Raw genomic sequence first — 21,072 nt, forward strand, 5'->3', positions numbered from 1 at the left:
CATAGAAAAACTATTTTTAGTTTGCTATTTTTTTAATTTTACATATTCTCGGTTGATTGGCTACGAACTACAATTCGTAACATACCGAAAAACAAAAGAAAACAAACTGTAACATAAGTTACGTTTTGTAACTCTCTTGTAATATAAATGTAACATAAGGTTTTAAAACATACAATAGTTTTTTTACATTATTTTCCCCCATCTATATTTTAAGGCGTCCATACGATTCCAATCCTTAGTGTAAATAAGGATTCTTCATAAGAGTATGCAATGGATCTCGCCTCATTATCATCAAGTCAAAAAGTAAACAGTACTCTGAAACGAGAATTTCGTACACTAATAAAAAAAGCCTACTAATTAAAGTAGACTTAAAATAATGCCGTATAAATTTTACACCTAAAGATTTTTTAAGATTATCAAATTAATAGTTTGTCAGTTCATGTTCAGGAGTTTGAATAATAACAGGATTTTTCCCTGGATCGATCCATCTCAACATATCAATAACATTTTGTTTATCTACACCTGTACACCCTTCTGTCCATGAAGTAGAAACATGGAAGAAGATTGCGCTTCCTTTGTATGTTGTACGTGATTCAGTATTATAATTAATTACGAATCCATAATCATATGCTGGAATATACATATTTTCAGCTGATTTCCATCTACCTCTTACAGGCTTTTCCTGTAAAGTATTATAGTATGGAGATGTAGAATCATCTACCCAAACATGATTTTGCGTTAAATTAATAAAGGGAAGTTCCGTACCAGGATTCCCTTGTCTACCGAAAGCTGCACCAATTGTGTATTTTCCTCTTGGCGAACTCATACCACTTTCACTCATCTCAACTGCAAAACCTTTTTTCCCAATATATCCACTTATATTCTTTTGCTCTCTCCATTTCCCATTTGAATTTTCAAATGTACGAACTTGAGCTTGATTTGTATTATATCCTTTTGTTGTAACTAAGATGACCTGTTGATTATTTTGGATCGTTTTTAAGTTATCAATAACTGTTCTAGATTCATTCATATTCATCCATTGTAGACCTGAACCAGTTCTTATACGCAACCACGTACCTCTCTCTTCAACTACTGTCACCGTTTGCGCTGTATATTTTACAAGTACATTCGCCGAGTCCGCTGGATAATCATATGTGAAAAATTCTCTATTAATATGAATTCTTTTCTCGTTTAATAAGATCCATTTGAACCCTTGATATGTATGGATTTTAACCCAGCCATCTCCTCTTTCTTCATACACTGTTACAGTTTGCGGGGCACCTTCAAAAGCGATTCCTGAAGATAATGATGCATCGTGATAAGCAAAGAAAGATTTGGACATCTGAATTTGTTTACGTTTGAACTCTTTATCTTTTGAAGTATCTGTTCGAGCAACTAAACTTACAGTTTCAGCACGAGTAATCGTTTGATCAGGCTTCCAATTATCATCACCGTATCCACTTGAAATACTTAATTCAACTAGGATGTTTACATGTTTCTCGCTCCAATGCTCTTTTAAGTCGTTAAATACTGTTGGAGGATTCCCTGTCACTTTCTCTTGTAATTTGTATGCATTTACTAACATAGAAGCCATTGCGCCCCTGGTTAGCTTTCCAGTAGGATTAAACTTCCCGTTCCCATCTCCTTTAATAACACCCGCTTTTTCTATAGCCGCAATATACGGAGCTGCCCAATGCTTTTTTGAGTCATCAAAAGAAGGCTTTGCCGATTGATCGATAGGAAGATCCAATATTTTAGCCATAATTGTTGCGGCTGCCCCTCTATCTATCTCTAAATTTGGTGAAAACGTACCATCAGGCATACCTGACAATACATTTTTATTTATAAGATAGTCTACTGATGGCTTTACCCAACCAGGAACATCAGGAAAACTATTTGGAGCTGCTTGTACTTTTGATGGTTGCTCTTGCTGTATCACGTTCTCTTGTTTTGTTTGTTCTTTCGTAGCTTCCGTTTCCACTTCATTCTTTAGCTGATTTTGTTGCATTTCAGCTACTGTTTCTGCCTTTTCCTCTACTTTCACTTTTGAATCGCTCTCTTTATTTACCTGATCTTGTTGCGCTTCAATTTCTTTTTTCACTTGATCTTCCTGAGCTTTTATTTCACTTTCTTTTTGTTGCGAAAGAACATGTTCCTCTTCTACTGTGTATTGTGTAGAATCGATTTTATTATTAGCTGCATGTTCAATTTCAGCTAATGAACTTGAAGAAATAGCAAGAGACCCTACTGCAATCATACTTATTGTTGCGATTTTTATAATCTTCATATTTATATACGTTCTCCTCTTTCTGATTAAACTAAATCGTAGTACCTCGACCTTTTGTGATTCATTTCACAAAATCTATCGTAATCATAAACTGATAAATGTTAATTATAACCTTTTACCCTAAATATTCCAATAGATAGTTTAGAAGCCTTTTTTAAAACTGGCCTTCCTATTACTTTATCATCTTTAGTTTTTTATTTTGTAAAACGGTGCCAATTCTTTAATCACTAAATAAAAAATGTTATTACTTCTCTTTCTATAAGTAATAACATTTTCTACCTATAAACGACTTAACAAATTTGTCTCCAACTAGCATCCTTCACATCTTCGCTAGTCGGTTTTCTAACTAATCCCACACAACATTCCTCACAAGCATCAAACGCAATGAAATTTTTCTGCGCTTGCCTTAACGAGGCCTTATTTGCTCCGCCTTCATAGTCATGATCGTTAAACTGAACAGGATCATCTTCCCAATAACATATGTTACAAATTTCATATGTGCCTGGTGGTTCTTCTTCTAATGTTTTATATCCGCAGCATGGACACGTGTATTTTTTCATTTTGTCACTCCATTATTAACTTGTTTTTTCTCCCATATATTCCGGTTCACAAAGAAGGTAACAGCGCAAATCATAGTTATCCCTATGAAATACATCATTTGAAGAGTACGAACTTCTTCATATGCAGCTGGAACTCCTACCATTACAGACAAAAAGATAAAAACAATACTAAAAGCTAAAAGTAGATATAATAATAAAGATATAATATAGCTTAATTTAAATCGTAAAATGATACCTCTAAATAATAACTCTCCAAGAAGACATCCACCTAAAATAATAGGTACTCCGAAATACAATGTAAGGACTCCCATTTGCGCAGTAGATTGAATTACCTTTCCAAGTATGTTCGGCGAAGTCATCTCATTATTTTTCCCCATCCTATCATATAAATCAAGTACCGTTACTGAAATAAAGAAACTTAATATAGAAAATGAATACGGAATTAAAAATTTGCTCACTCTCATTCACCTCACTTTTTCCTTTACATATATTATTCATTATTTTCTATCATTTTTACATAAAAAAATAACCCTCTATGATAAAACATAGAGGGAAGAATTTCTATATAAAAACCTATACCTTGTCCTGAAGTGAACCCGAAAACAGAACACATATCAAAACACCTAAACCACCTGTTCCCTATATTCTTTAGGGGATAGGTGGTTTAGGTGTTTATTAGAAGGTAGTACCTTCTTTTTTATAATATTCTTTTGAAATCTCTTCATAAAATGCTGCCGATGTCGCGTAGAAATAAGGTGCTAACCATAAGAAACCGATTCCTAAGGTAAGAATACTTAAAAGGAACCAGCCAAGGAAACTTAAGCATAGTAAAAAGTAATCCATTTTATGTCCATTCATCATACGGCGACTTTCGGTAATTGCTTGATTCGCTGTGTATTCTGGATGATCATTCAAAATAAAATACGTCATAGAATAAGAAAATGATTTAATAATACCCGGAATAATAAGAAGTAATGTCCATAGAATCAAGTATACATACATTAATAAATATGTTAAAAACGACTTCATAAGCTTACTTCCATCGCTAAACCATCTAAATATATGACCGATGCGAACACTAGTCCCACGGATTGCATTTAAAACAAGATAATAGGCGCCTATTGTTAACGGACCGATAACAAGCATTGCAATAATACTTACTGTAAGCGAATCACTTGCTTCTTTCCAACCCCAAAACATCGAGAAAACACCTGTGATTAGAAGTTCAACAGCTCCAATAAGGATTCCAAGTAATAAGGTTGCACCTACCGCTAATCCCCATTTTCCTTTTAATGCATCAAGTGCTTCTCTTTTCAACTGACTTATCATATATAACCTCCTACTATTATTTCTATATTAGTATACCATTTATATCAAAAATTTCACGAATTTCCCTGAAATAGAAGGATACAACCTTTTTTCTGATACGTATTGAGAAATGTGATCTGTATTTGCACCCATATATAAATTACACTAAAGAAAACCTAGTCCAATTGCAAACTACTCATTTTTCTATAACAAAAAGGCCTGCCTTTCATACTAGGCAAGCCATTCCAAATTAATTCTCACTTATTCTCTTCTTATACCAATCCTGCATTCTCTCCGCATCTTCTACTCTCGTATGCTCTAGTTTATAGTTCGATGATGCACTAGAAAACGTATACGTACATAAATCTGCCCGGCGCTGGAAATATGATTGTGTTTTTTCAATTGATTGGACGTGTCTTCTTCTTACAAGTCCTGTATGTTTCCCAATACTACGATGTACCATTGTAATTTGCTCTCCGGTTACACCATAACCATTTGTTTTAAATGTTGCGTATCCAAGTGTAAAGATAAGGATAGCGAGCGGTAATAACGCCCACATGATGTAATACTTTTCAAAGTATATGCTTATTCCCGTCAGCGGGATTGCTAGCATTGCGAAGAAGATGAAACTATCAATGAGATAGCGCCGTAATGCTGCTTTTGGTAATGAAATAATATTTGTATTCAGTTCGTATGGTAATTGTAAATGTGCGAGTAACTGTTGCACGCGATCTTTTCGAATAATTGGATGTAGCGTAACTTTTTCTTCTTTTCCTTCACTTTGAATGACTTCTACTTGCACAGCACAATAACCGAATGGTTGACGTAAAATACTTTCTTTTATCGTAATCCCTTGAATACGGTGCAATTTTAGTACAAGTTCTTTCCTTTCAAGTAACCCTTGCGAAATACGAACTTCATCATTTTTTCGATTCACTGTGAAATTACCATGTTTTAACGCGTAACCAATTGTGGATATAATCCAAGAAACGACGAGCAAAATGGCTACCATGTAAATCCAGCCGTATATATCATGATCCATTACATACGACTCTACGCTATTTTTTATCCATTTCGGAATGTACTCATCCACTTGGTTATAAACGACAAATATTAAAGAGAATAATAATCCAAATTGACCAGATGTAATAGACGCTAATAAAATTTCTTTCCACGTTAACTTGTACTCTGTCGCTTGTTCTTCCTCTGTAATAATTTCTGTTTCTACTACTTCTTCTGATGTTTCTTCTGCTTTCACTTCTGGCGTTGGCTCATTTAGCATTGCAATAAGCTCAGTCGCCTCTTCTACTGTAATACCAGCTAAGCTAACTTCTGCATCATCGCCTCCGCCAGCTGTTTCAATTTTAATTTTCTTTAGTCCTAACACTTGATACAGCATGCCTGAACTCGTATTAATCGTTTGGACACGTTCTTTATTTAAGTAGCTCTCCTTCTTCACAAAGAGCCCTTGTTTCACATGTAATACGTTATTTTCAACCCAGTATGTTGTGTAATACCATTTTTCAAACGCTGAAAAAACGGTGAGTAAACCGAATCCAGCGGGAATTAAATACCAAAATGGGAACTTTCCGTTTAAACTAAACATGAAAATAATTAATGGTATAAAGTCTGTTATTTTTAATTCTAATAACATCGTGATTGGATGCTGCCTCTTATACATCCTCATCACTCACTTTCGCTAATTCTGCGATTCTCGTTTTCAGCATTTCTGCTTCATACATCGTTAAGCCGGGAATGCTATGAGAAGTTGCTGCCGTTGAAATATGTAATTCTGCTAATCCATGTTTTCTCATAATTGGCCCTTGTTCAATTGTAACGTGCTGTACACGAATCATCGGTACTAATACGCGCTTTACAACGAAAAGACCGTGCTGAATTTCAAGCTCTTCTTCATTTAGTTGGTAGCTGTAATAACGTTGACGCAGTTTCGGGAATACGAAGTACGAAAATGGTGCTAGCGCAACTGTTAACCCAACCATCACATACAAAATCCACGCCCACCAATCAAACTTTATCATGAGGAAAAGGTATACTAAGATGACGAGAATACCTATCCCTTCTTCAATTACAGCACGAATTTTCCACACCTTGACCATGTCAGGATGAATTTCATTTTTCAATGGATCCATGTAACCACTCCAAATCTATTAATCTAATATATGAATTGTCTCAATCTATATTTTACATAACTTTACATAAAATTGAAAATTTATTATTTATTCCTCCTTCATTATCATTACATTTTTCACATTTTGAATCCAAATTTCTTTATACTTTAACTGAAATCCTATTAATATGTAATTACTCATATTATCAATAACGAGCGCTAACGTATGCGCATTTTCTTCAGTTGCATGTTGTGACACAACACCAAGTTCCACACCTTGCTTCAATAAATCGTGAAATCCATTTAAGAAATCTTCTTGTATTTCAAATAAGCGTTTCTGGTACTTTTCATTTCGCGTCGCAGTTACGATGAATTCATTTATAACGCGTAATATACCTTCTTGACCTCTATACTCCGACAACATATGTAAACCATCCGCAATTAACTTTTCTGCAAAGTTTTCTTTCGTATATTGTTCTATAACGAAGTAATTTGCGAAATGATACCCAGAAAAAATTTTTTCAAATAAAAAATCAACTAACGCTTCTTTAGACGGAAAATGATAATAAATAGCTGGCTTTGATATGCCTACTTCTTTCGCAATCATTGAAAGACTCATCTTCTCAATGCCGTGCTCTGCCATTAGTTTAAATGATGCATCTACAATGTGCTGCGATGTTTGTAAATTTTTTGTCATACTATACCTCTTTTATTTTTACTTACCGGTCGGTAAGTAAATTGTAAAATGAAAAGGAATGATTTGCAAGTTAATTAGAGTTTTAAAAGGAACTTCTTGATGAACCTAGAAAAATATAAAGTAAAAACAATGTATAACGATAAGGAGGATTTTCATATGGGATCTGGCGGTAAAGGTGGTAGCGGCGATGGTGAAGATGGTAAGAGCGGTAGTAGTGGGCTTTTATTACTCATTCTGCTCTTTATCGTATTCATTATAATTGGAGCTAGTTATAGTGTGCTTAGCTTCTAAGAAAAGACACAATTCAATTAGTTATAGTAGCGTAGAAAACTGAAACAGATTAAAATTTTCCTTCTTAAGGTTTCTTCACCAATAAGGGCACACAAAATAAAAAGCCCCGGTTATATTTAACAGCCAGCGCTTTCTATTTTCAGTATTCTTATAATGCTTCAGCTATATTTCGTGCTCTGTCGCACATGTAAATCATTATTGATCATCCACAATAATATAGGCTGTTCTAATTGGCCCATGTACACCTACGACAAGGTTCATTTCAATATCCGCGCTATTTGACGGACCAGAAACGAAATTCACACAAGCGGGCAGTTTTTCTCCCGCTTTATTTTGATCATGAATCAGTTTTGTAGCATGGGTTAATCTTGGTACAATCGTACTTTTAGGAACGATTGCAATATATGACTCTGGAAGCAGACTAACATGTCTTCCTTTTAACCCATCATTAAATAGCACAACGGTTCCAGATTCTGCCAGAGTCATATCACTGAACGTAATGCCAAGGTCGGCAGCTTTCGCAAATTCTATGTCCTCTTCTTTATGATCTAATCCCCATGTACGAAAATGTGTTGTACCTTCATTGCTGAAACATGGCGTAAGACCATACTCATTAAAGCGCTCATCATTCGAACATATAACAGATTTGATATTCCATTCTTTTATACAAGACCCCAATGTTTCAACAAGATTTTCCGTTGTTGTTCGCTTTACTTCTGTATGAATTACTTCGCAGTGCTCTATTAACTTTAATACAAGTTCGTCTTGCGAAAGTCCGTCAAAAACATTCCACTGCGGGGAAAAAGACCATTTCGGTTTCTTCACTGCTTCTGGACGTTTTCTACCAAGCTTTTCTGATAATTGGAGTAAAAATTCCTCACGATTTTGGATGGCCATCATCGTTCTCCTTTACGTGTTTTTCAAACCACTCTCGAAACGGTTGTTTTTTCGGAACTGGAAAATCTCTCGCGTCCGTCCAAGCTTTTAACGGTCCAATGCCGCGCTCAATCTTATCTCCTTTTGCGAGAGGTTTTAATGCATACGGAGCGCTCTTCGCTGCAAAAGAAAATAGTCTAGGACTCTTCACCGCTTTTTCAAAACCTTTCATAGCCACGTTCCAAGCTACAGGTGATTGTTTTTCTTCTACAATGCGGCTGCGGTGTTTAATTAATAAGTCATGTAACGGGATTTTCACTGGACACGCTTCTGTACAAGCACCACAAAGGCTAGATGCATAAGGCAAATCCTTATATTCATCATATCCCCCTAAAAGCGGTGTTAACACAGCTCCGATTGGTCCTGGATAAATAGAGCCATATGCATGTCCACCAATATGCCTGTATACAGGACACACATTAATACATGCCGCGCAACGAATGCACTGAAGGACACTTTGGAATTCTGTTCCTACAATATCGGAACGACCATTATCAACAATGACTAAATGAAATTCCTCAGGTCCATCTGTCCCGCCAGGCTCAGTTAACCCTGTAATATAACTTGTTAACTTTTGTCCTACAGAACTTCGGCAGAGTAGTGTTACTAAAACATCAAGCTCTTCCCATGTCGGAACAATACGTTCCATCCCCATAACTGTAATCAACGTTTTCGGAAGTGTCGTAGTAAGCCTTGCATTTCCTTCGTTCGCTACGATAGAAATTGACCCAGACTCTGCAACAGCAAAGTTACATCCAGTCACCCCTATATCCGCTGCAAAAAAATCATCACGTATATACGATCTTACAAACCTCGCCATTTCCGTCGGATCAGATGTTCCCGTATAATCTAACTTTGTTTTAAATATTTCACAAATGTGTTCTTTATCCTTGTGAAGACACGGAACAACAATATGTGACGGCGGATCGTGGTCGTTCACTTGTAGAATAAATTCAGCAAGATCTGTTTCTAACACTTCCGCTCCAGCTTCTTCAATCGCTTCATTTAAACTGATTTCTTCCGTTACCATCGATTTTGATTTCACAATTTTTTTCGCGTTTTTCTTTTTTACAATCCCTTTTACATATTCCCTTGCGTCTTCTGCAGTCTTTGCGAAATAAACAAAACCACCGTTTTTCTCGATATTTTCACTCAGCTCATATAAATAATAATCAAGGTTTTCTAATGTATGCTTTCGAATTTCTTCTCCTAAAGCTCGCCATTCTTCCCAGTTTCCAAGACTCTCAGTAGCTTTTAATTTCTTGATTCTAAGACCATCTTGCGCTTTCCTGACAGCCTGTCGCATAAATGGATCCCCAATGCCTGTTTTAGTACGCTTATGAAAGGGATCGTTCCCAATTTTCATTCCCATCTCTATATCCCCCCTTGTTTTCGATCTTCATTTAATACTTGAGCAATATGTTTTACATCAATTGGATAACCATTGCGTGTTAAACGTCCTTTTATATTCATTAAGCAGCTACAATCCATCCCAATTAACACTTCCGCACCGGTTTCCATAATATGCTTTACTTTTTCCTCAACCATTTGCTCAGAAATTTCTGGCATTTTCACTGAGAATGTACCCCCAAATCCGCAGCAATCATAATTATGCGGCAGTGAAACAACTTCCAGTCCCTTTACACATTTTAATAATTTTTGCGGTGGTTCCTTAATCCCCATTAATCGGCTCATATGACAAGATGTATGAACCGTTGCTTTTTTATGAAGCTCCGCACCTAAGTCTTCTTTCCCTAATACTTCCACAAGAAATTGTGTGAACTCATATGTTTTATTTCCAAGTTCAGTAGCTTTTTTCTTCCACTCCGCTTCACTTTCAGAAAATAAGCTAGAAAACTCGTGAACCATCATAGCGCAAGAGCCCGATGGTGCCACAACATATTCTGAACTAGCAAAGGCTTCAATCATATGTTTTGCAGCTGTTTTTGTTTCTTTAACATACCCGCTATTATAAGCTGGTTGTCCGCAGCAAGTTTGAGTTTTAGGAAAATCCACTTCACACCCTAAATCTTCAAGAATTTCCACAACATCTCTTCCTACTTCTGGATAAAAAACATCTGCAACACAAGTAATAAATATTGATACTTTCATATTTGCACCCCTAAATACAGTAAAGTAAGCTCAAGTAGCTTTATAAACAAATTCACCTTATCTGTATATTATTGGTAAAAAACAAAAAAATATGAATAGAAATAGCAAAAAAAAGACTCTCAAATTTGAGCATAGCCATCAACTTAAAAAATGCATTGTTCCTAAAACGAGTTGAATTCACATAAATAACTGTAAAAAAATTAAAAATTTTGTTTAGGGGGTACTTAAAGACCTTATCTTGATGGGCATGGGGTATCGCCACACGACTAGCCAGCACTCACACCCAAAAACAGGAGGGAATGATAAAATGTAGTTTTAGGAGGGGAAAGAATGAAAAATGTACATAGATGGTTAAATTATTTTGGTTTTATATGTGTGTGCATGTCTAGCTTCGGTTTTGTTTCTCGTTGGATTTTTCGTGATGTGATTGCACTCGATCAATTACTTGTTTTGAGTATAGGAATTATTATTTTAATAACAGCGTTTTTTGTAAAACGTTGTAGTAAAGAGTTACGTGGTGATAAAGGTTAATCGCTCTAAATGTAGTTTTAGAATTTCGCAATCGGACCATATTGTTGAATAAGACTTATTGAATAATGACAGTTTATTTTAAGAAAGTAGATCGATAATATAGTAAATAATACTTTCCTTGACCCTGTACTATGGTACAGGGTTTATACTTTATATGAGGTGCGATAGATGCAATATCTTATTGGAGGACTGGCTGAAAAGTGTGGCGTTAACACGGAGACCATTCGATACAAATGGTCGATCGCAATGAAGCAAAATGCGGTGACATATATGATTTCACTGTTCTTAAATTAGAGGACATCCAACGTAAAATTCAAGAACTAAAAAAAATTAAACAATATGTGAAAAATGGACTTACTCCTAATCCAGTAGAGCTTATTCGCGAAAACATAAGAGAAAACCGATGTGGTTGTGAAGTAAACAATCCACAAGGTAGTTGTTGTTTAGGCAATGTTATAACTTACATTAGAAAAATGTCATTAGGAACTTAAATGTTTCTTTTTTTCACCAAAATACTTGGTGCTATTTCAAAATCTCAGGTTGATGGGCATGTGACGGTGCCTCATGCTCACCAAGCTAGTTAGTGTATGTTAAGTAAACCTTATGGATTTGTATATCTCATCCATCCACTTTCAGATTGTTTCGCTTTATACTTCCCATAAGACAGAAGCTTCATTGCCGAGCGATTGGCCGCATGAAAAACCAAGTTCAGCTTCCATTCTTCCTCCATTTCACTGGGATAGGTGGTGGATTCATAAACATAATAACCCGCCATGATACAGGGGACTACTTGCTCCGGTTCAAATCCATAAGCAGTTGCATCATCCACAACCAAATCAATGATGCATCGGTTTTCATCTTTAACTTTTTTCTGGAGTAATTTTTTTACCGATCCTGGTACTAATTCTAATATTTTATCCTTCATGTCAGTCACCTCATCTTTTATCATTTCCAGATAGCCTGGGGATATGTGTCAAACAGCATGAAATTCCAACCGTAATTGCACAGGTTTAACAAGACTTAAGGACTATATCACCCTAAAAGGGAAAATGGCTTTAAATCCAAGAAATCTGGTGAGACAAGGAGAAACGTATTCGTTCATTTTGCAGTCGATTGGAACGAAACAATTTAAATGTAGGAAAACGTGTTGTGTCTAAAGTGGACAACCTATGTTTCTATGATTCTCCATATTGGCAGGATAATAATGTTGTAGGCATCTGTAGATGCAAGATTAGGATTTACTATAGACGCAAAAGGAACTGTCAATGGATCCACAATATAAAATACACAACAGCAAAGGCAAAACTAAAAGGCATGAGCCCTCGTACAATACCGGACCCATGCCCAAGAAGCTTCCTAATGAAATAACGTGTCTAACTTTTAGATGTCATTTTGTGGCCATGAAACAAAGTTTAATAAAAGGATGATTTAATTGAATATAGAAAAAGCGTGTTTTGAACAATCTTTTTTCGAACCACGCTTTTTTTATTTGCTCTTTTATCAAGGTTTATTAAGTTAATTTAATCAAACTATATTCCAAGTAAAGCATCTTTGGCTAGATAACCACCTTTACACTGATTTCGCCATCGCTCTACTGAATATCAAGTTCACTGCAATCACGATGACTGCACCGATAAGGGTTGCAAATACACGGTCGAACAGAATGATAAACTGGAACGGCTTGCCGGCTTCCATGATCAAAATAATGAGCGGGATCATGGTTGCAGAGTATACAAGATAATTTCGAACCTTTAGAAGAGGTCGAACACCTGCGAATAGCCCGATACTTATAACTAACCCCCAAATTGGTAGACTAGTTGCGAGAAGCAAGCTCGCAACAATCACGCCGATTACTGTACCAAGCACTCGTTGTGTTGTTTTGATTGGAAAGAGTTCTATTTTCCGCTGAGTAAGGATCGCTACGGTAATTGCAATCCAATAGAAGTGGTGCTCGGGCCAAAGTATTCGCAATCCCTCAGCTATACCTAGACATAATGCGAGCCTGATTGGGAATTGCCAACCGGATAGGTGTGCAAGAGAATTCCGCCATAGAATGATTTTTTTCGATGTTGGCCCTTTCACATCTCCATCCAGCGATGATTTATAACAACGGTGTACCCAGATGCCTAGCACCAAGCTGATACTGACGGTCCAAATCGCCCCTGCTAAGATTGAAAAAATTAGTTCCATCCGGTACTCCGTCTGGTCGACCATGTTGAGGATGATGATCAGGAATACGACAAAGCGTGTTGTTGCCACCGCCAAGGTACGACTATATCCGCCAATTAACGCAGCAAGGCTTACCAGCAGGATCAAGACTCCAAATGTCAGATAGCCATGTCCGAAAGAGAGAACAGCAGCAATCGCAGCGAGCACTACTGATAGCAGCGCTGATGCCAACTTTTTCCCGTGATTTATAAAACTCGAACCGACTTTCACGCTACTGACTGCCAAACTGCCGACCGATGCAGCAAAACCCAGAGCGGGATAGCCTAGAACTGTGGCGAACAGAACAGGTCCGGCCATACCTATGCCGGCGGAAATGAGTTCTACTATTTCTACCTTGGTCTCCTTAGACCAAGAAAACACTTGAGCCCTATATGTCTTTACATTCATCTATAGCACCTCTTCCGACCCAAAGAGTAGGGTACAGTTTAATAATAGGCTCTTTTCTTTAATCCATGGACATGTGGTGATACCTATGTCCACCAAGCTAATATTTTGAAGTATCCCCAAAATGAAAATTTTATCTTTCCAGAGTTATTTATAATAATTCAGCTCATTTTTTTCGATATGGGGAAATGCCAATTTCTTAAGTTGATGGCGATGTGGCGAGACCCCACTTATAAGTAATTGATTAGAGGTGGTAAAGATATTGTTATGGTTTAATAAGATTTCCGTAAATATATTATAGGGATTGCGCTCCATTCCTTCATTCGTCAGGGAATAATAAATATAAATAAAAAAGAAGGCATCCTAAATGTGTAAGTTAGGATGCCTTCTTTTTTATAAAGCAAATTAATTTCTATTAAGCAAGCGCATACGATAACAATTCATCGTCACTTCCCCAAGCCTTTGCAATAATTGATAGTTCGCATACGCGCCGACCGGGGCACCGATGATCGGGACAAGCTGAAGCATTTTTGCTAAATCAATATAGTCTCGGTATTCTGTTTGGAACTTTTCCCAGTCCATATGATTTTCTTCTTCTGTATCCCACGTTTCAATTGCTTTCCATACTTCTTTTCTATGGTCATCACTCGAAAAAGCAAGTTGGAAAACGTGAAGAATAAAAAGGCGCTCTTCTTTTTTACTCGTATCAAATCCGTACAATGTTGCTGCATCAAATAAAAATTTTATTTTAATGGTAAGTAGAAGCGGAAAATCAGCAAGACCGAGGAGAATACCACCTGCTCCCGTTCCTGCTCCTTCTGCCGCTGCGACTTTTTTGTACTCATCCATTTTTTTACGTACTTCATCGTCTCGTCTTTGCAGTGACCAGTTCGTTTCTTTTAGCTTCGGTTTTATGAAGTTTGATCCAGCACTAATTGTTTGTACCATCATCCGAATCGTTTCTGTTAGTACCTTTTGCACTTTCGCCGGCACTAGTTGTTGCACTTTTACCTGCACTTTTTTAGAGAACCGTGTCATCATAGAAGAATCTTTCATGAATGTAGCTTTCCACTGCTCCAATTCTTTTATAACCTTCTCTTCATATGTAATCATAGGTTCATTCCCTTCAGTTTAAACGTTCAATGCGTTTCGCACCGTATTGATAAACGAAACCAATACTAAATAATATGCTTACGACAAATAAAATGCCGGTCATTATGAAATCTTTCGTCGCAAGTGCAAATATAACTGTAAATACAACGCTACCGATGATGAGAATCGCATTTAATAAAGTAAGAAAATCGTTCTTCTTCTCGTCTACCCCTACTGGATATAAATCAAGCCAAATTTTCATGCGGTGATGTTTCCAAAGGGTTAATAGCTGATAGCCGATTAAGTATAAGAAAATAAGACTTACGATAAAACGTCCATATAAAAATGGGATGAAGTAAAGAATGACTCCTCCAAGAACGAGTAAACGCATATATAAGCCGAAATAGTTACCTGATCTTAAAAACGTTCTCGTATATAAGTATAAATATGTACGGTTCTCACCAATTATCGAAAGAATGAAATCAAGCCATTTCCTACGTGATACTCTCTCTTTTAACGCTGGTACATCAACGAACATATTCGCAATGCGGTACAGCAGCATCATTTTTTTACCTTCTTCAGAAATTAAATACTCCCAGTTTAGCGGCTTTCCCTTCACCTTTTGATGCATAACAGCAAGGTATAGCGCCATAAGAAAAACAATTACACCGGTAAAAATGACTGAAGTACGTTCTACAAGGACGTACACAAATAAGCCGTTTAAGATAAAGCGAATGAACCAATCTGCTTTTTGAACGCTTTGATCTGTTAAAAATGATTTTTCCCACGCTACGAATAAATTCCACGCTTTTACAATGACGAACGCGATTACAATCCATATGTAAGCCGCTCCTGTTTGCTTCATTTGCTGGAAGTATAACGGGGCAAGCGCAGCGGCTACCATTGCGATTATGTATAACTGAATCATAAACGTAAAGAGAAATGCCTTTGTAAAGTAAGGCTTTAACTTTTCTTCAACTGGCAGCAAGTACACAAGGTCCGCTTCTTTTAATAGCGTTTGTATGGATCCGGCTGTTAATACGAGGCCAAGTAAAACTGCCATAACGACCGCTGTCGGAAACGATGGTGTTAACGTTTGTAACCATTGCTGGTAATAATACGCTCCTGCGCCGATGATAAATACGAAAATAAATTTCAAATGATCATTAAATACGTATTTACTATATGTACGAACTTCTTTTAGAAAGTGCCGAAATCGTTCTTTCCATAACGCTGTGCTATTCATAATCTTCTTCCTTTGTTAATGCAATGTAAATATCATCTAACGTTGCACCAGGCATGTTAAATTGTGATTGCAATTCAGCCAACGTTCCTTTCGCTCTCACTTCACCTTGATGCAAAATAATGAATGAATCGCAATAGCGCTCTGCTGTCGCTAAAATATGTGTACTCATTAAGATGCCCGCACCACTCTTTTTCATTTGATCCATCATTTGAAGGAGTGATTGAATCGCTAACGGATCAAGCCCAACGAAAGGTTCGTCCACAATGTAAAGTGATGGTTCAACTAAAAATGCACTCATAATCATCACTTTTTGTTTCATCCCTTTTGAGAAATGAGACGGAAACCATTTCAAGCGATTTTTCATGCGAAATTCTTGTAATAGTTGTCCTACACGTTCTTCGTACTGTTTTTCATCTACACCGTACGCCATCGCTGTTAATTTCAAATGCTCTTCTAACGTTAACTCATCATATAATACTGGCGTTTCTGGAATGAAAGAAAAACTAGAACGGTACGCTGTCATATCATCACGAATTGTTTTCCCGTTAATTGTGACAGTTCCTTTTTTCGGCTCCATTAAACCGATGATATGTTTAATTGTCGTACTCTTCCCGGCTCCATTTAAACCGATTAAGCCGACAAGTTCGCCTTTATTAACAGAAAACGAAACATTTTGCAGTACAGGTCGTTTCGTATATCCTCCTGTAACATTTTCTACACGCAATAACTCGCTCATACGACACCACTTTCTTCATTAGTATTCATTCTACATTCATCTTACCAAAAATGGCGCTGTACTACATAGTATCGATGTCTTAAAAAAAAATTTAAATTTCTTCGCATATATTTTTACGAAAGCGGACATCATAATTAGTGAAGAAGGAACACACTTGAAAAAGCAACCACCAATTGATGAGTACAACAACATAGTGAAGTCATCATGAAATGGGGTGTCCAAATTGGACAATGAAATTTACACATAACCAGATAATTTGTTTCATTTTCGAAACGGGGTGTCTCCGAAAGAGCATATACTGTTTTAAAAAATAAACAATTTCATTTTTAAAAAGATTGCAATTCATTTCACTTGAAAATGGGGTGTCTACGGCAGAAACTTTAGCCGATTTACCGTGCATTTCTTATATAAATGAGGTGTCTGCGAACCGTAAATTATAAAAAAATGCTTTTTCAATCCCTCTTCAGAAAACAGGAAGCTGAGTCAGCTTCCTGTTTTTCGTGTTTGTTCTCCTATGTAATTATGGTAAAATACGGCTAAGACTATTTGAAAGGATGAGATCGATGAATCATACAGCGGACAATTGTATTTTTTGTAAAATCATTGACGGGCAAATCCCTTGCTCAAAAGTATACGAAGATGAACATGTACTTGCATTTTTAGATATTAGTCAAGTAACAAAAGGACATACTCTTGTTATTCCGAAAGTTCACAAACAAGACATTTTTGCGTTAACGCCAGAAATCGCATCACATATTTTTGCTGTCGTTCCAAAAATCGCAAATGCAATGAAAGCAGAATTTAATCCAGTTGGCTTCAACCTACTTAACAATAACGGCGAGAAAGCTGGACAAACTGTATTCCACTTCCACCTTCATTTAATTCCACGCTACGGTGAAAACGATGGTTTCGGTGCTGTTTGGAAATCACACCAAAATGAATATACAATGGAAAATTTACAAAACATCGCAAGCACAATTGCAAATAGTGTGAAATAGTGCCACTATAATAAGAAGTAATACATAACAAGCCGATTCCTCTGGCATTTATTGTATGGCTTGTTTCTTCACAAAGAATGCCGGAGGTATGATTTTTTGTGCATAGCATGTACAAGAGAGAAAACTCACTTTTCTTCCCCTTGTCTTAAAGATATGCACACTTTTATACATCATGAATACGAACGAAAAATAAGGAGGTTTCCTTTTATGTCAAAAGCTAAATCCTTTATTACAGGTGTACTTTGCGGCGGAGCAGTTGCTGGAATAGCCGTTCTTTTCTCAACTCCTTCTTCTGGTAAAGCTATGCGCGGTAAGCTGAAAGAAAAAGGAACTGATATTAAAAAGACTTTAGCTGATATTACAGCTGATACAAAATTATTAAAGCGCCAAATCGTTGAAACTGCTTCAGAAGGTAAAGAAGTATTTCAAGAACTAAAAGACGATATGCAAGACACGCTTTCTAACTGGAAACAAGATATTTCTCAAAACAAACGACATATTGAAAAAGAAATTTTAGACATTCAAAAGTCAATTGAGAAACTACAAGAAGCCGTTCCAGAAAAAGCGTAAACATATTCCTGCTTAGTTTTTTGCATATAACAAATATTTTTCACACGAATTGACCTTAACACGGCATATCACATAGATATGCCGTGTTTTTATGCATTTACAATATATGTTATCTCTTAACATGTAAAGAAAACACATGTATTCTTGACTCATAAAACGCTTCCATAGTTATGCATGATTTGTATAGAATGTTGTTTTTCCGAAAAATTTTCACAATTCTCACAAAAAGACTTTATTAATTTTTATTTTACTGGCATAATAGATAATAATGAAAAAAGAATGTTAAAGTGGGTGAGTAAATGAAAAGTGGAGAAAAAAATTACTCGGTAAAAGAAGCGATGATTTTCAGCCAACGTATTGCTCAATTATCGAAAGCGTTATGGAAATGCGTAGAGAAAGATTGGCAACAGTGGATTAAACCTTACGATTTAAACATTAATGAGCATCACATTTTAACCATCGCTTATCATTTAAAAGGGGCTTCTATTTCTGAGATTGCTAAATTTGGAGTTATGCACGTCTCAACAGCGTTTAACTTCTCTAAAAAACTTGAAGAACGCGGCTATCTTGTATTCTCAAAAAAAGAAGATGATAAACGAAATACGTACATTGAAATTACAGACAAAGGGGAAGAATTACTACTTTGCTTAATGGAGGAGTATGATCCTGAAAATAATTCTGTTTTTAATGGGGCACTTGAACTTCGTAATTTTTACGGTAAGTTCCCAGAAAATATCGAACTGATTGCAATCCTTCGTAATATTTACGGACAAGACTTCATCGATATTTTTGAGAAATCATTAGAAGATATCGAGGAGAACTTTACGGAATCCGATCAAAAGTTAGTTAAGAAATAATCTATTTATTTTTTCGCAATCATGCGTAAGAATTCATTCATAAGTGGCTTAAATAAACCTTGTTTTGCTAGCGCTTCCGCAGTTTCGTGTACTTCGAGCTGATGTGGAAGCGCTTTTTCAAATTGATCTAATAGCGCATCAAACAATAGAAGGCCTTCTGCTTTCTCCACTACATATTGTTCGTTCAGTTTTTCACAAAGTTTTAGTATACGTTCAATGTCTTTTTTACGAGCTTTTTTCTTTATGATTAAAGAATAAAATGGACACTTTTCTTCATCAATCATTTTAAATAGTAGGTCTACGTAATATTCAGCTTGTTCTAGTCTTCTTACAACGTCCATTTTCTCCCTCGCTTCCTAACACAAAGTCTTCTATTTCTGAATTTTGTAACACGAACAAAATATCGTATGATACAATATATAAAGTATATGTATTTTAGCCAAAAGGAGGTCTCGCCTCATGACTCTTATAACCGTTGTTTTTGTTGCATTCGCACTTCTTGTTATATTTTACACGAATTTCATGACACATACACTGTGTGAGCGAAAACAAATATCTGCGAGCCGCCAGCCCGGTGTCTTTCGAGTTATTAATGTATGTATTACCATTCTATTAATTTCTAGTTATATAGAAATTATATTTCATGGAAAGTGAGGAAGGAAAGCCCCTTCCTCATTTTTTTCCTCTATAAGCAAATTATACCTACTATAACCAATAAAATAAACAGTACAAGTAATAAAATAAGTTGAGAATTCATCCCCCATCCCCTCCTCTTTTCTATATATGCGGCATTCGCCCAATATGGTACCCTTTCAAAATCTGACACAAACTGGTTAAAATTTCTTTATCAATAGGAAAACTCGTCGAAATATGATATATTAAATTTTGTACATATTGCTTATACTATGAAATAAACGACACGCATCTAAACTTTATCCTAAAGCCTAGGTAAGCCCTGTTAAGCGTGCTTTTACATATTAAAAAAGCAAAGGACATCAGTGAGACTTAATCAGGTTCTTATGAACGAAAATAACCTATCATAAGGCGTTTCTTCATTTGTACGGGATAAATTAAAAATACATAATAGTAGGAGTGTTTATTGAATGAAGAAAGCTATGCTTGCCTTAGCCGCAACAAGTGTAATCGCATTATCAGCATGTGGAACATCATCATCAGACAAAGTTGTTACATCTAAAGCTGGTGACATCACTAAAGAAGAGTTCTACACTCAAATGAAACAAACAGCTGGTAAACAAGTACTAAATAACATGGTTATGGAAAAAGTACTTATTAAAAACTACAAAGTCGATGACAAAGAAGTGGACAAAAAGTACGATGAAATGAAAAAGCAAGTCGGTGACCAATTCGATACACTAATGAAACAACAAGGTCTTAAAGAAGAAACAGTTAAAAATGGCGTTCGCGCTTCATTAGCTCAAGAACAAGCGATTGAAAAAACAATCACTGATAAAGAACTAAAAGAAAACTACAAGCCTGAAATTAAAGCAAGCCACATTCTTGTAAAAGATGAAGCTACTGCGAAAAAGGTTAAAGAAGAGCTTGGACAAGGTAAATCTTTCGAAGAGTTAGCGAAACAATACTCTGAAGATACTGGTTCAAAAGAAAAAGGCGGAGACCTTGGCTACTTTACAGCTGGTAAAATGGTTAAAGAATTCGAAGACGCAGCTTATAAAATGAAAAAAGATGAAGTAAGCGAACCTGTAAAATCACAATTCGGTTACCACATCATTAAAGTAACAGATATTAAAGAACAAAAACCATTTGATGAAGTAAAAGGCGACATCAAAAAAGAACTAGTTCAAAAGAAAGCACAAGATGCTCAATTCATGAACGATCTTATGATGAAAGAAATCAAAAAAGCTGACGTAAAAGTTGACGATAAAGATTTGAAAGATCTTTTCGAAGAACCAAAAGCTGACGCTAAAAAAGACGAAAAGAAATAATGAAAAGCTCGGGCTAAGCCCGAGCTTTTTTTGTATGCCCTCTCCTTGCGTTACATTACGTTCAGATTCGGTAAATGAAATTATATGATCCGTTCTCCGGATCAATCAGCTGCGGATCTAATTATATCAGCGATTTTTCAATTATA

General features: G+C 36.1%; 23 protein-coding genes and 2 pseudogenes. 9 read left to right on the plus strand and 16 right to left on the minus strand.

Annotated features, from left to right (window positions below; genetic code table 11):
* Window positions 1-421 precede the first annotated feature (421 nt).
* The 7 genes from AB3X48_RS02095 to AB3X48_RS02125 form a co-directional block, all read right to left on the minus strand.
* The gene (locus AB3X48_RS02095; protein WP_483298821.1) at window positions 422-2,008 is read right to left on the minus strand and encodes an S-layer homology domain-containing protein; all 1,587 of its coding nucleotides are present in this window, start codon (window positions 2,006-2,008) and stop codon (window positions 422-424) included.
* A 569-nt stretch (window positions 2,009-2,577) separates the two neighbouring features.
* Window positions 2,578-2,847 carry a CPCC family cysteine-rich protein gene (locus AB3X48_RS02100; RefSeq protein WP_016104097.1) on the minus strand — a complete coding sequence of 90 codons (270 nt, stop codon included), beginning with the start codon at window positions 2,845-2,847 and terminating at the stop codon, window positions 2,578-2,580.
* Window positions 2,844-3,305 (minus strand): hypothetical protein, encoded by a 462-nt coding sequence (locus AB3X48_RS02105; RefSeq protein WP_016104096.1) that lies wholly within the window; start codon window positions 3,303-3,305, stop codon window positions 2,844-2,846. Before AB3X48_RS02105 ends, AB3X48_RS02100 begins: the two co-directional genes overlap by 4 nt.
* 217 nt (window positions 3,306-3,522) lie before the next feature.
* Window positions 3,523-4,176, minus strand: a complete 654-nt coding sequence (locus AB3X48_RS02110) for a DUF975 family protein (RefSeq protein ID WP_002158990.1) — start codon at window positions 4,174-4,176, stop codon at window positions 3,523-3,525.
* 229 nt (window positions 4,177-4,405) lie between these two features.
* The gene (locus AB3X48_RS02115; protein WP_088098784.1) at window positions 4,406-5,836 is read right to left on the minus strand and encodes a PH domain-containing protein; all 1,431 of its coding nucleotides are present in this window, start codon (window positions 5,834-5,836) and stop codon (window positions 4,406-4,408) included.
* Window positions 5,829-6,305 (minus strand): PH domain-containing protein, encoded by a 477-nt coding sequence (locus tag AB3X48_RS02120; RefSeq protein ID WP_000371347.1) that lies wholly within the window; start codon window positions 6,303-6,305, stop codon window positions 5,829-5,831. The genes AB3X48_RS02115 and AB3X48_RS02120 overlap by 8 nt, the downstream gene beginning before the upstream one ends.
* Before the next feature lie 87 nt (window positions 6,306-6,392).
* Entirely contained in the window at window positions 6,393-6,980 is a 588-nt protein-coding gene (locus AB3X48_RS02125; protein ID WP_016104093.1) for a TetR/AcrR family transcriptional regulator, read from the minus strand.
* A gap of 156 nt (window positions 6,981-7,136) precedes the next feature.
* Here AB3X48_RS02125 and AB3X48_RS02130 point away from each other — a divergent pair, with 156 nt between their 5' ends.
* Window positions 7,137-7,271: a sporulation protein YjcZ gene (locus tag AB3X48_RS02130; protein ID WP_106408173.1), complete on the plus strand. Its 135-nt coding sequence runs from the start codon at window positions 7,137-7,139 to the stop codon at window positions 7,269-7,271.
* 195 nt (window positions 7,272-7,466) lie between these two features.
* Here AB3X48_RS02130 and AB3X48_RS02135 read toward each other — a convergent pair whose 3' ends face one another.
* From AB3X48_RS02135 to AB3X48_RS02145, 3 genes are read right to left on the minus strand one after another with little or no spacing between them, the layout of a single operon-like run.
* Window positions 7,467-8,168 (minus strand): LutC/YkgG family protein, encoded by a 702-nt coding sequence (locus tag AB3X48_RS02135; protein ID WP_088098783.1) that lies wholly within the window; start codon window positions 8,166-8,168, stop codon window positions 7,467-7,469.
* Window positions 8,149-9,579: a LutB/LldF family L-lactate oxidation iron-sulfur protein gene (locus tag AB3X48_RS02140; protein ID WP_016104090.1), complete on the minus strand. Its 1,431-nt coding sequence runs from the start codon at window positions 9,577-9,579 to the stop codon at window positions 8,149-8,151. Before AB3X48_RS02140 ends, AB3X48_RS02135 begins: the two co-directional genes overlap by 20 nt.
* A gap of 2 nt (window positions 9,580-9,581) precedes the next feature.
* Window positions 9,582-10,319, minus strand: a complete 738-nt coding sequence (locus AB3X48_RS02145) for a (Fe-S)-binding protein (protein ID WP_002158996.1) — start codon at window positions 10,317-10,319, stop codon at window positions 9,582-9,584.
* Between the two features lie 330 nt (window positions 10,320-10,649).
* On the opposite strand from AB3X48_RS02145, the gene AB3X48_RS02150 reads away from it, so the two are divergent.
* Together AB3X48_RS02150 and AB3X48_RS02155 are read left to right on the plus strand one after the other, a co-directional pair.
* Window positions 10,650-10,850 carry a hypothetical protein gene (locus tag AB3X48_RS02150; RefSeq protein ID WP_002158997.1) on the plus strand — a complete coding sequence of 67 codons (201 nt, stop codon included), beginning with the start codon at window positions 10,650-10,652 and terminating at the stop codon, window positions 10,848-10,850.
* A gap of 323 nt (window positions 10,851-11,173) precedes the next feature.
* Window positions 11,174-11,341, plus strand: a pseudogene (locus AB3X48_RS02155) (bacterioferritin-associated ferredoxin); the annotation flags it as partial.
* Between the two features lie 110 nt (window positions 11,342-11,451).
* On the opposite strand, the gene AB3X48_RS02160 reads toward AB3X48_RS02155, so the two are convergent.
* On the minus strand, window positions 11,452-11,775 hold the full coding sequence (locus AB3X48_RS02160) for a hypothetical protein (RefSeq protein ID WP_088098781.1): 324 nt from the start codon (window positions 11,773-11,775) through the stop codon (window positions 11,452-11,454).
* A 209-nt stretch (window positions 11,776-11,984) separates the two neighbouring features.
* Here AB3X48_RS02160 and AB3X48_RS02165 point away from each other — a divergent pair.
* Window positions 11,985-12,277: pseudogene (locus AB3X48_RS02165) on the plus strand (hypothetical protein); the annotation flags it as partial.
* Between the two features lie 142 nt (window positions 12,278-12,419).
* Here the strand turns inward: AB3X48_RS02165 and AB3X48_RS02170 are convergent.
* The 4 genes from AB3X48_RS02170 to ecsA all read right to left on the minus strand — a co-directional run bounded on the left by AB3X48_RS02170 (window position 12,420) and on the right by ecsA (window position 16,537).
* The gene (locus tag AB3X48_RS02170) at window positions 12,420-13,466 is read right to left on the minus strand and encodes an FUSC family protein (protein ID WP_016104088.1); all 1,047 of its coding nucleotides are present in this window, start codon (window positions 13,464-13,466) and stop codon (window positions 12,420-12,422) included.
* Window positions 13,467-13,868: 402 nt separating this feature from the next.
* The gene (gene ecsC, locus AB3X48_RS02175) at window positions 13,869-14,576 is read right to left on the minus strand and encodes an ecs operon protein EcsC (RefSeq protein WP_002030211.1); all 708 of its coding nucleotides are present in this window, start codon (window positions 14,574-14,576) and stop codon (window positions 13,869-13,871) included.
* A 13-nt stretch (window positions 14,577-14,589) separates the two neighbouring features.
* Window positions 14,590-15,801, minus strand: coding sequence for an ABC transporter permease (locus AB3X48_RS02180; RefSeq protein ID WP_070128071.1), 1,212 nt, complete (start codon window positions 15,799-15,801; stop codon window positions 14,590-14,592).
* Window positions 15,794-16,537 (minus strand): ABC transporter ATP-binding protein EcsA, encoded by a 744-nt coding sequence (gene ecsA, locus AB3X48_RS02185; protein WP_033710448.1) that lies wholly within the window; start codon window positions 16,535-16,537, stop codon window positions 15,794-15,796. Before ecsA ends, AB3X48_RS02180 begins: the two co-directional genes overlap by 8 nt.
* 563 nt (window positions 16,538-17,100) lie before the next feature.
* Here ecsA and AB3X48_RS02190 point away from each other — a divergent pair.
* The 3 genes from AB3X48_RS02190 (at window position 17,101) to AB3X48_RS02200 (ending at window position 18,962) form a co-directional block, all read left to right on the plus strand.
* Window positions 17,101-17,535: an HIT family protein gene (locus tag AB3X48_RS02190; RefSeq protein WP_001016832.1), complete on the plus strand. Its 435-nt coding sequence runs from the start codon at window positions 17,101-17,103 to the stop codon at window positions 17,533-17,535.
* Between the two features lie 207 nt (window positions 17,536-17,742).
* Window positions 17,743-18,105, plus strand: coding sequence for a YtxH domain-containing protein (locus tag AB3X48_RS02195; protein WP_002159008.1), 363 nt, complete (start codon window positions 17,743-17,745; stop codon window positions 18,103-18,105).
* Window positions 18,106-18,404: 299 nt separating this feature from the next.
* Window positions 18,405-18,962 carry an HTH-type transcriptional regulator Hpr gene (locus AB3X48_RS02200; RefSeq protein WP_002159009.1) on the plus strand — a complete coding sequence of 186 codons (558 nt, stop codon included), beginning with the start codon at window positions 18,405-18,407 and terminating at the stop codon, window positions 18,960-18,962.
* Between the two features lie 5 nt (window positions 18,963-18,967).
* On the opposite strand, the gene AB3X48_RS02205 is transcribed toward AB3X48_RS02200, so the two are convergent.
* Window positions 18,968-19,303, minus strand: a complete 336-nt coding sequence (locus AB3X48_RS02205; protein WP_002150076.1) for a DUF1878 family protein — start codon at window positions 19,301-19,303, stop codon at window positions 18,968-18,970.
* Between the two features lie 118 nt (window positions 19,304-19,421).
* Here AB3X48_RS02205 and AB3X48_RS02210 point away from each other — a divergent pair, with 118 nt between their 5' ends.
* Together AB3X48_RS02210 and prsA are read left to right on the plus strand one after the other, a co-directional pair.
* Window positions 19,422-19,616: a hypothetical protein gene (locus AB3X48_RS02210; protein WP_000172692.1), complete on the plus strand. Its 195-nt coding sequence runs from the start codon at window positions 19,422-19,424 to the stop codon at window positions 19,614-19,616.
* A 449-nt stretch (window positions 19,617-20,065) separates the two neighbouring features.
* Window positions 20,066-20,926, plus strand: a complete 861-nt coding sequence (gene prsA / locus AB3X48_RS02215) for a peptidylprolyl isomerase PrsA (protein WP_088098780.1) — start codon at window positions 20,066-20,068, stop codon at window positions 20,924-20,926.
* The last annotated feature ends 146 nt before the right edge of the window (window positions 20,927-21,072 follow it).

It is taken from the genome of Bacillus sp. S4, assembly GCF_040838205.1.
GTDB classification, from domain to species: Bacteria; Bacillota; Bacilli; order Bacillales; family Bacillaceae_G; genus Bacillus_A; species Bacillus_A cereus_U.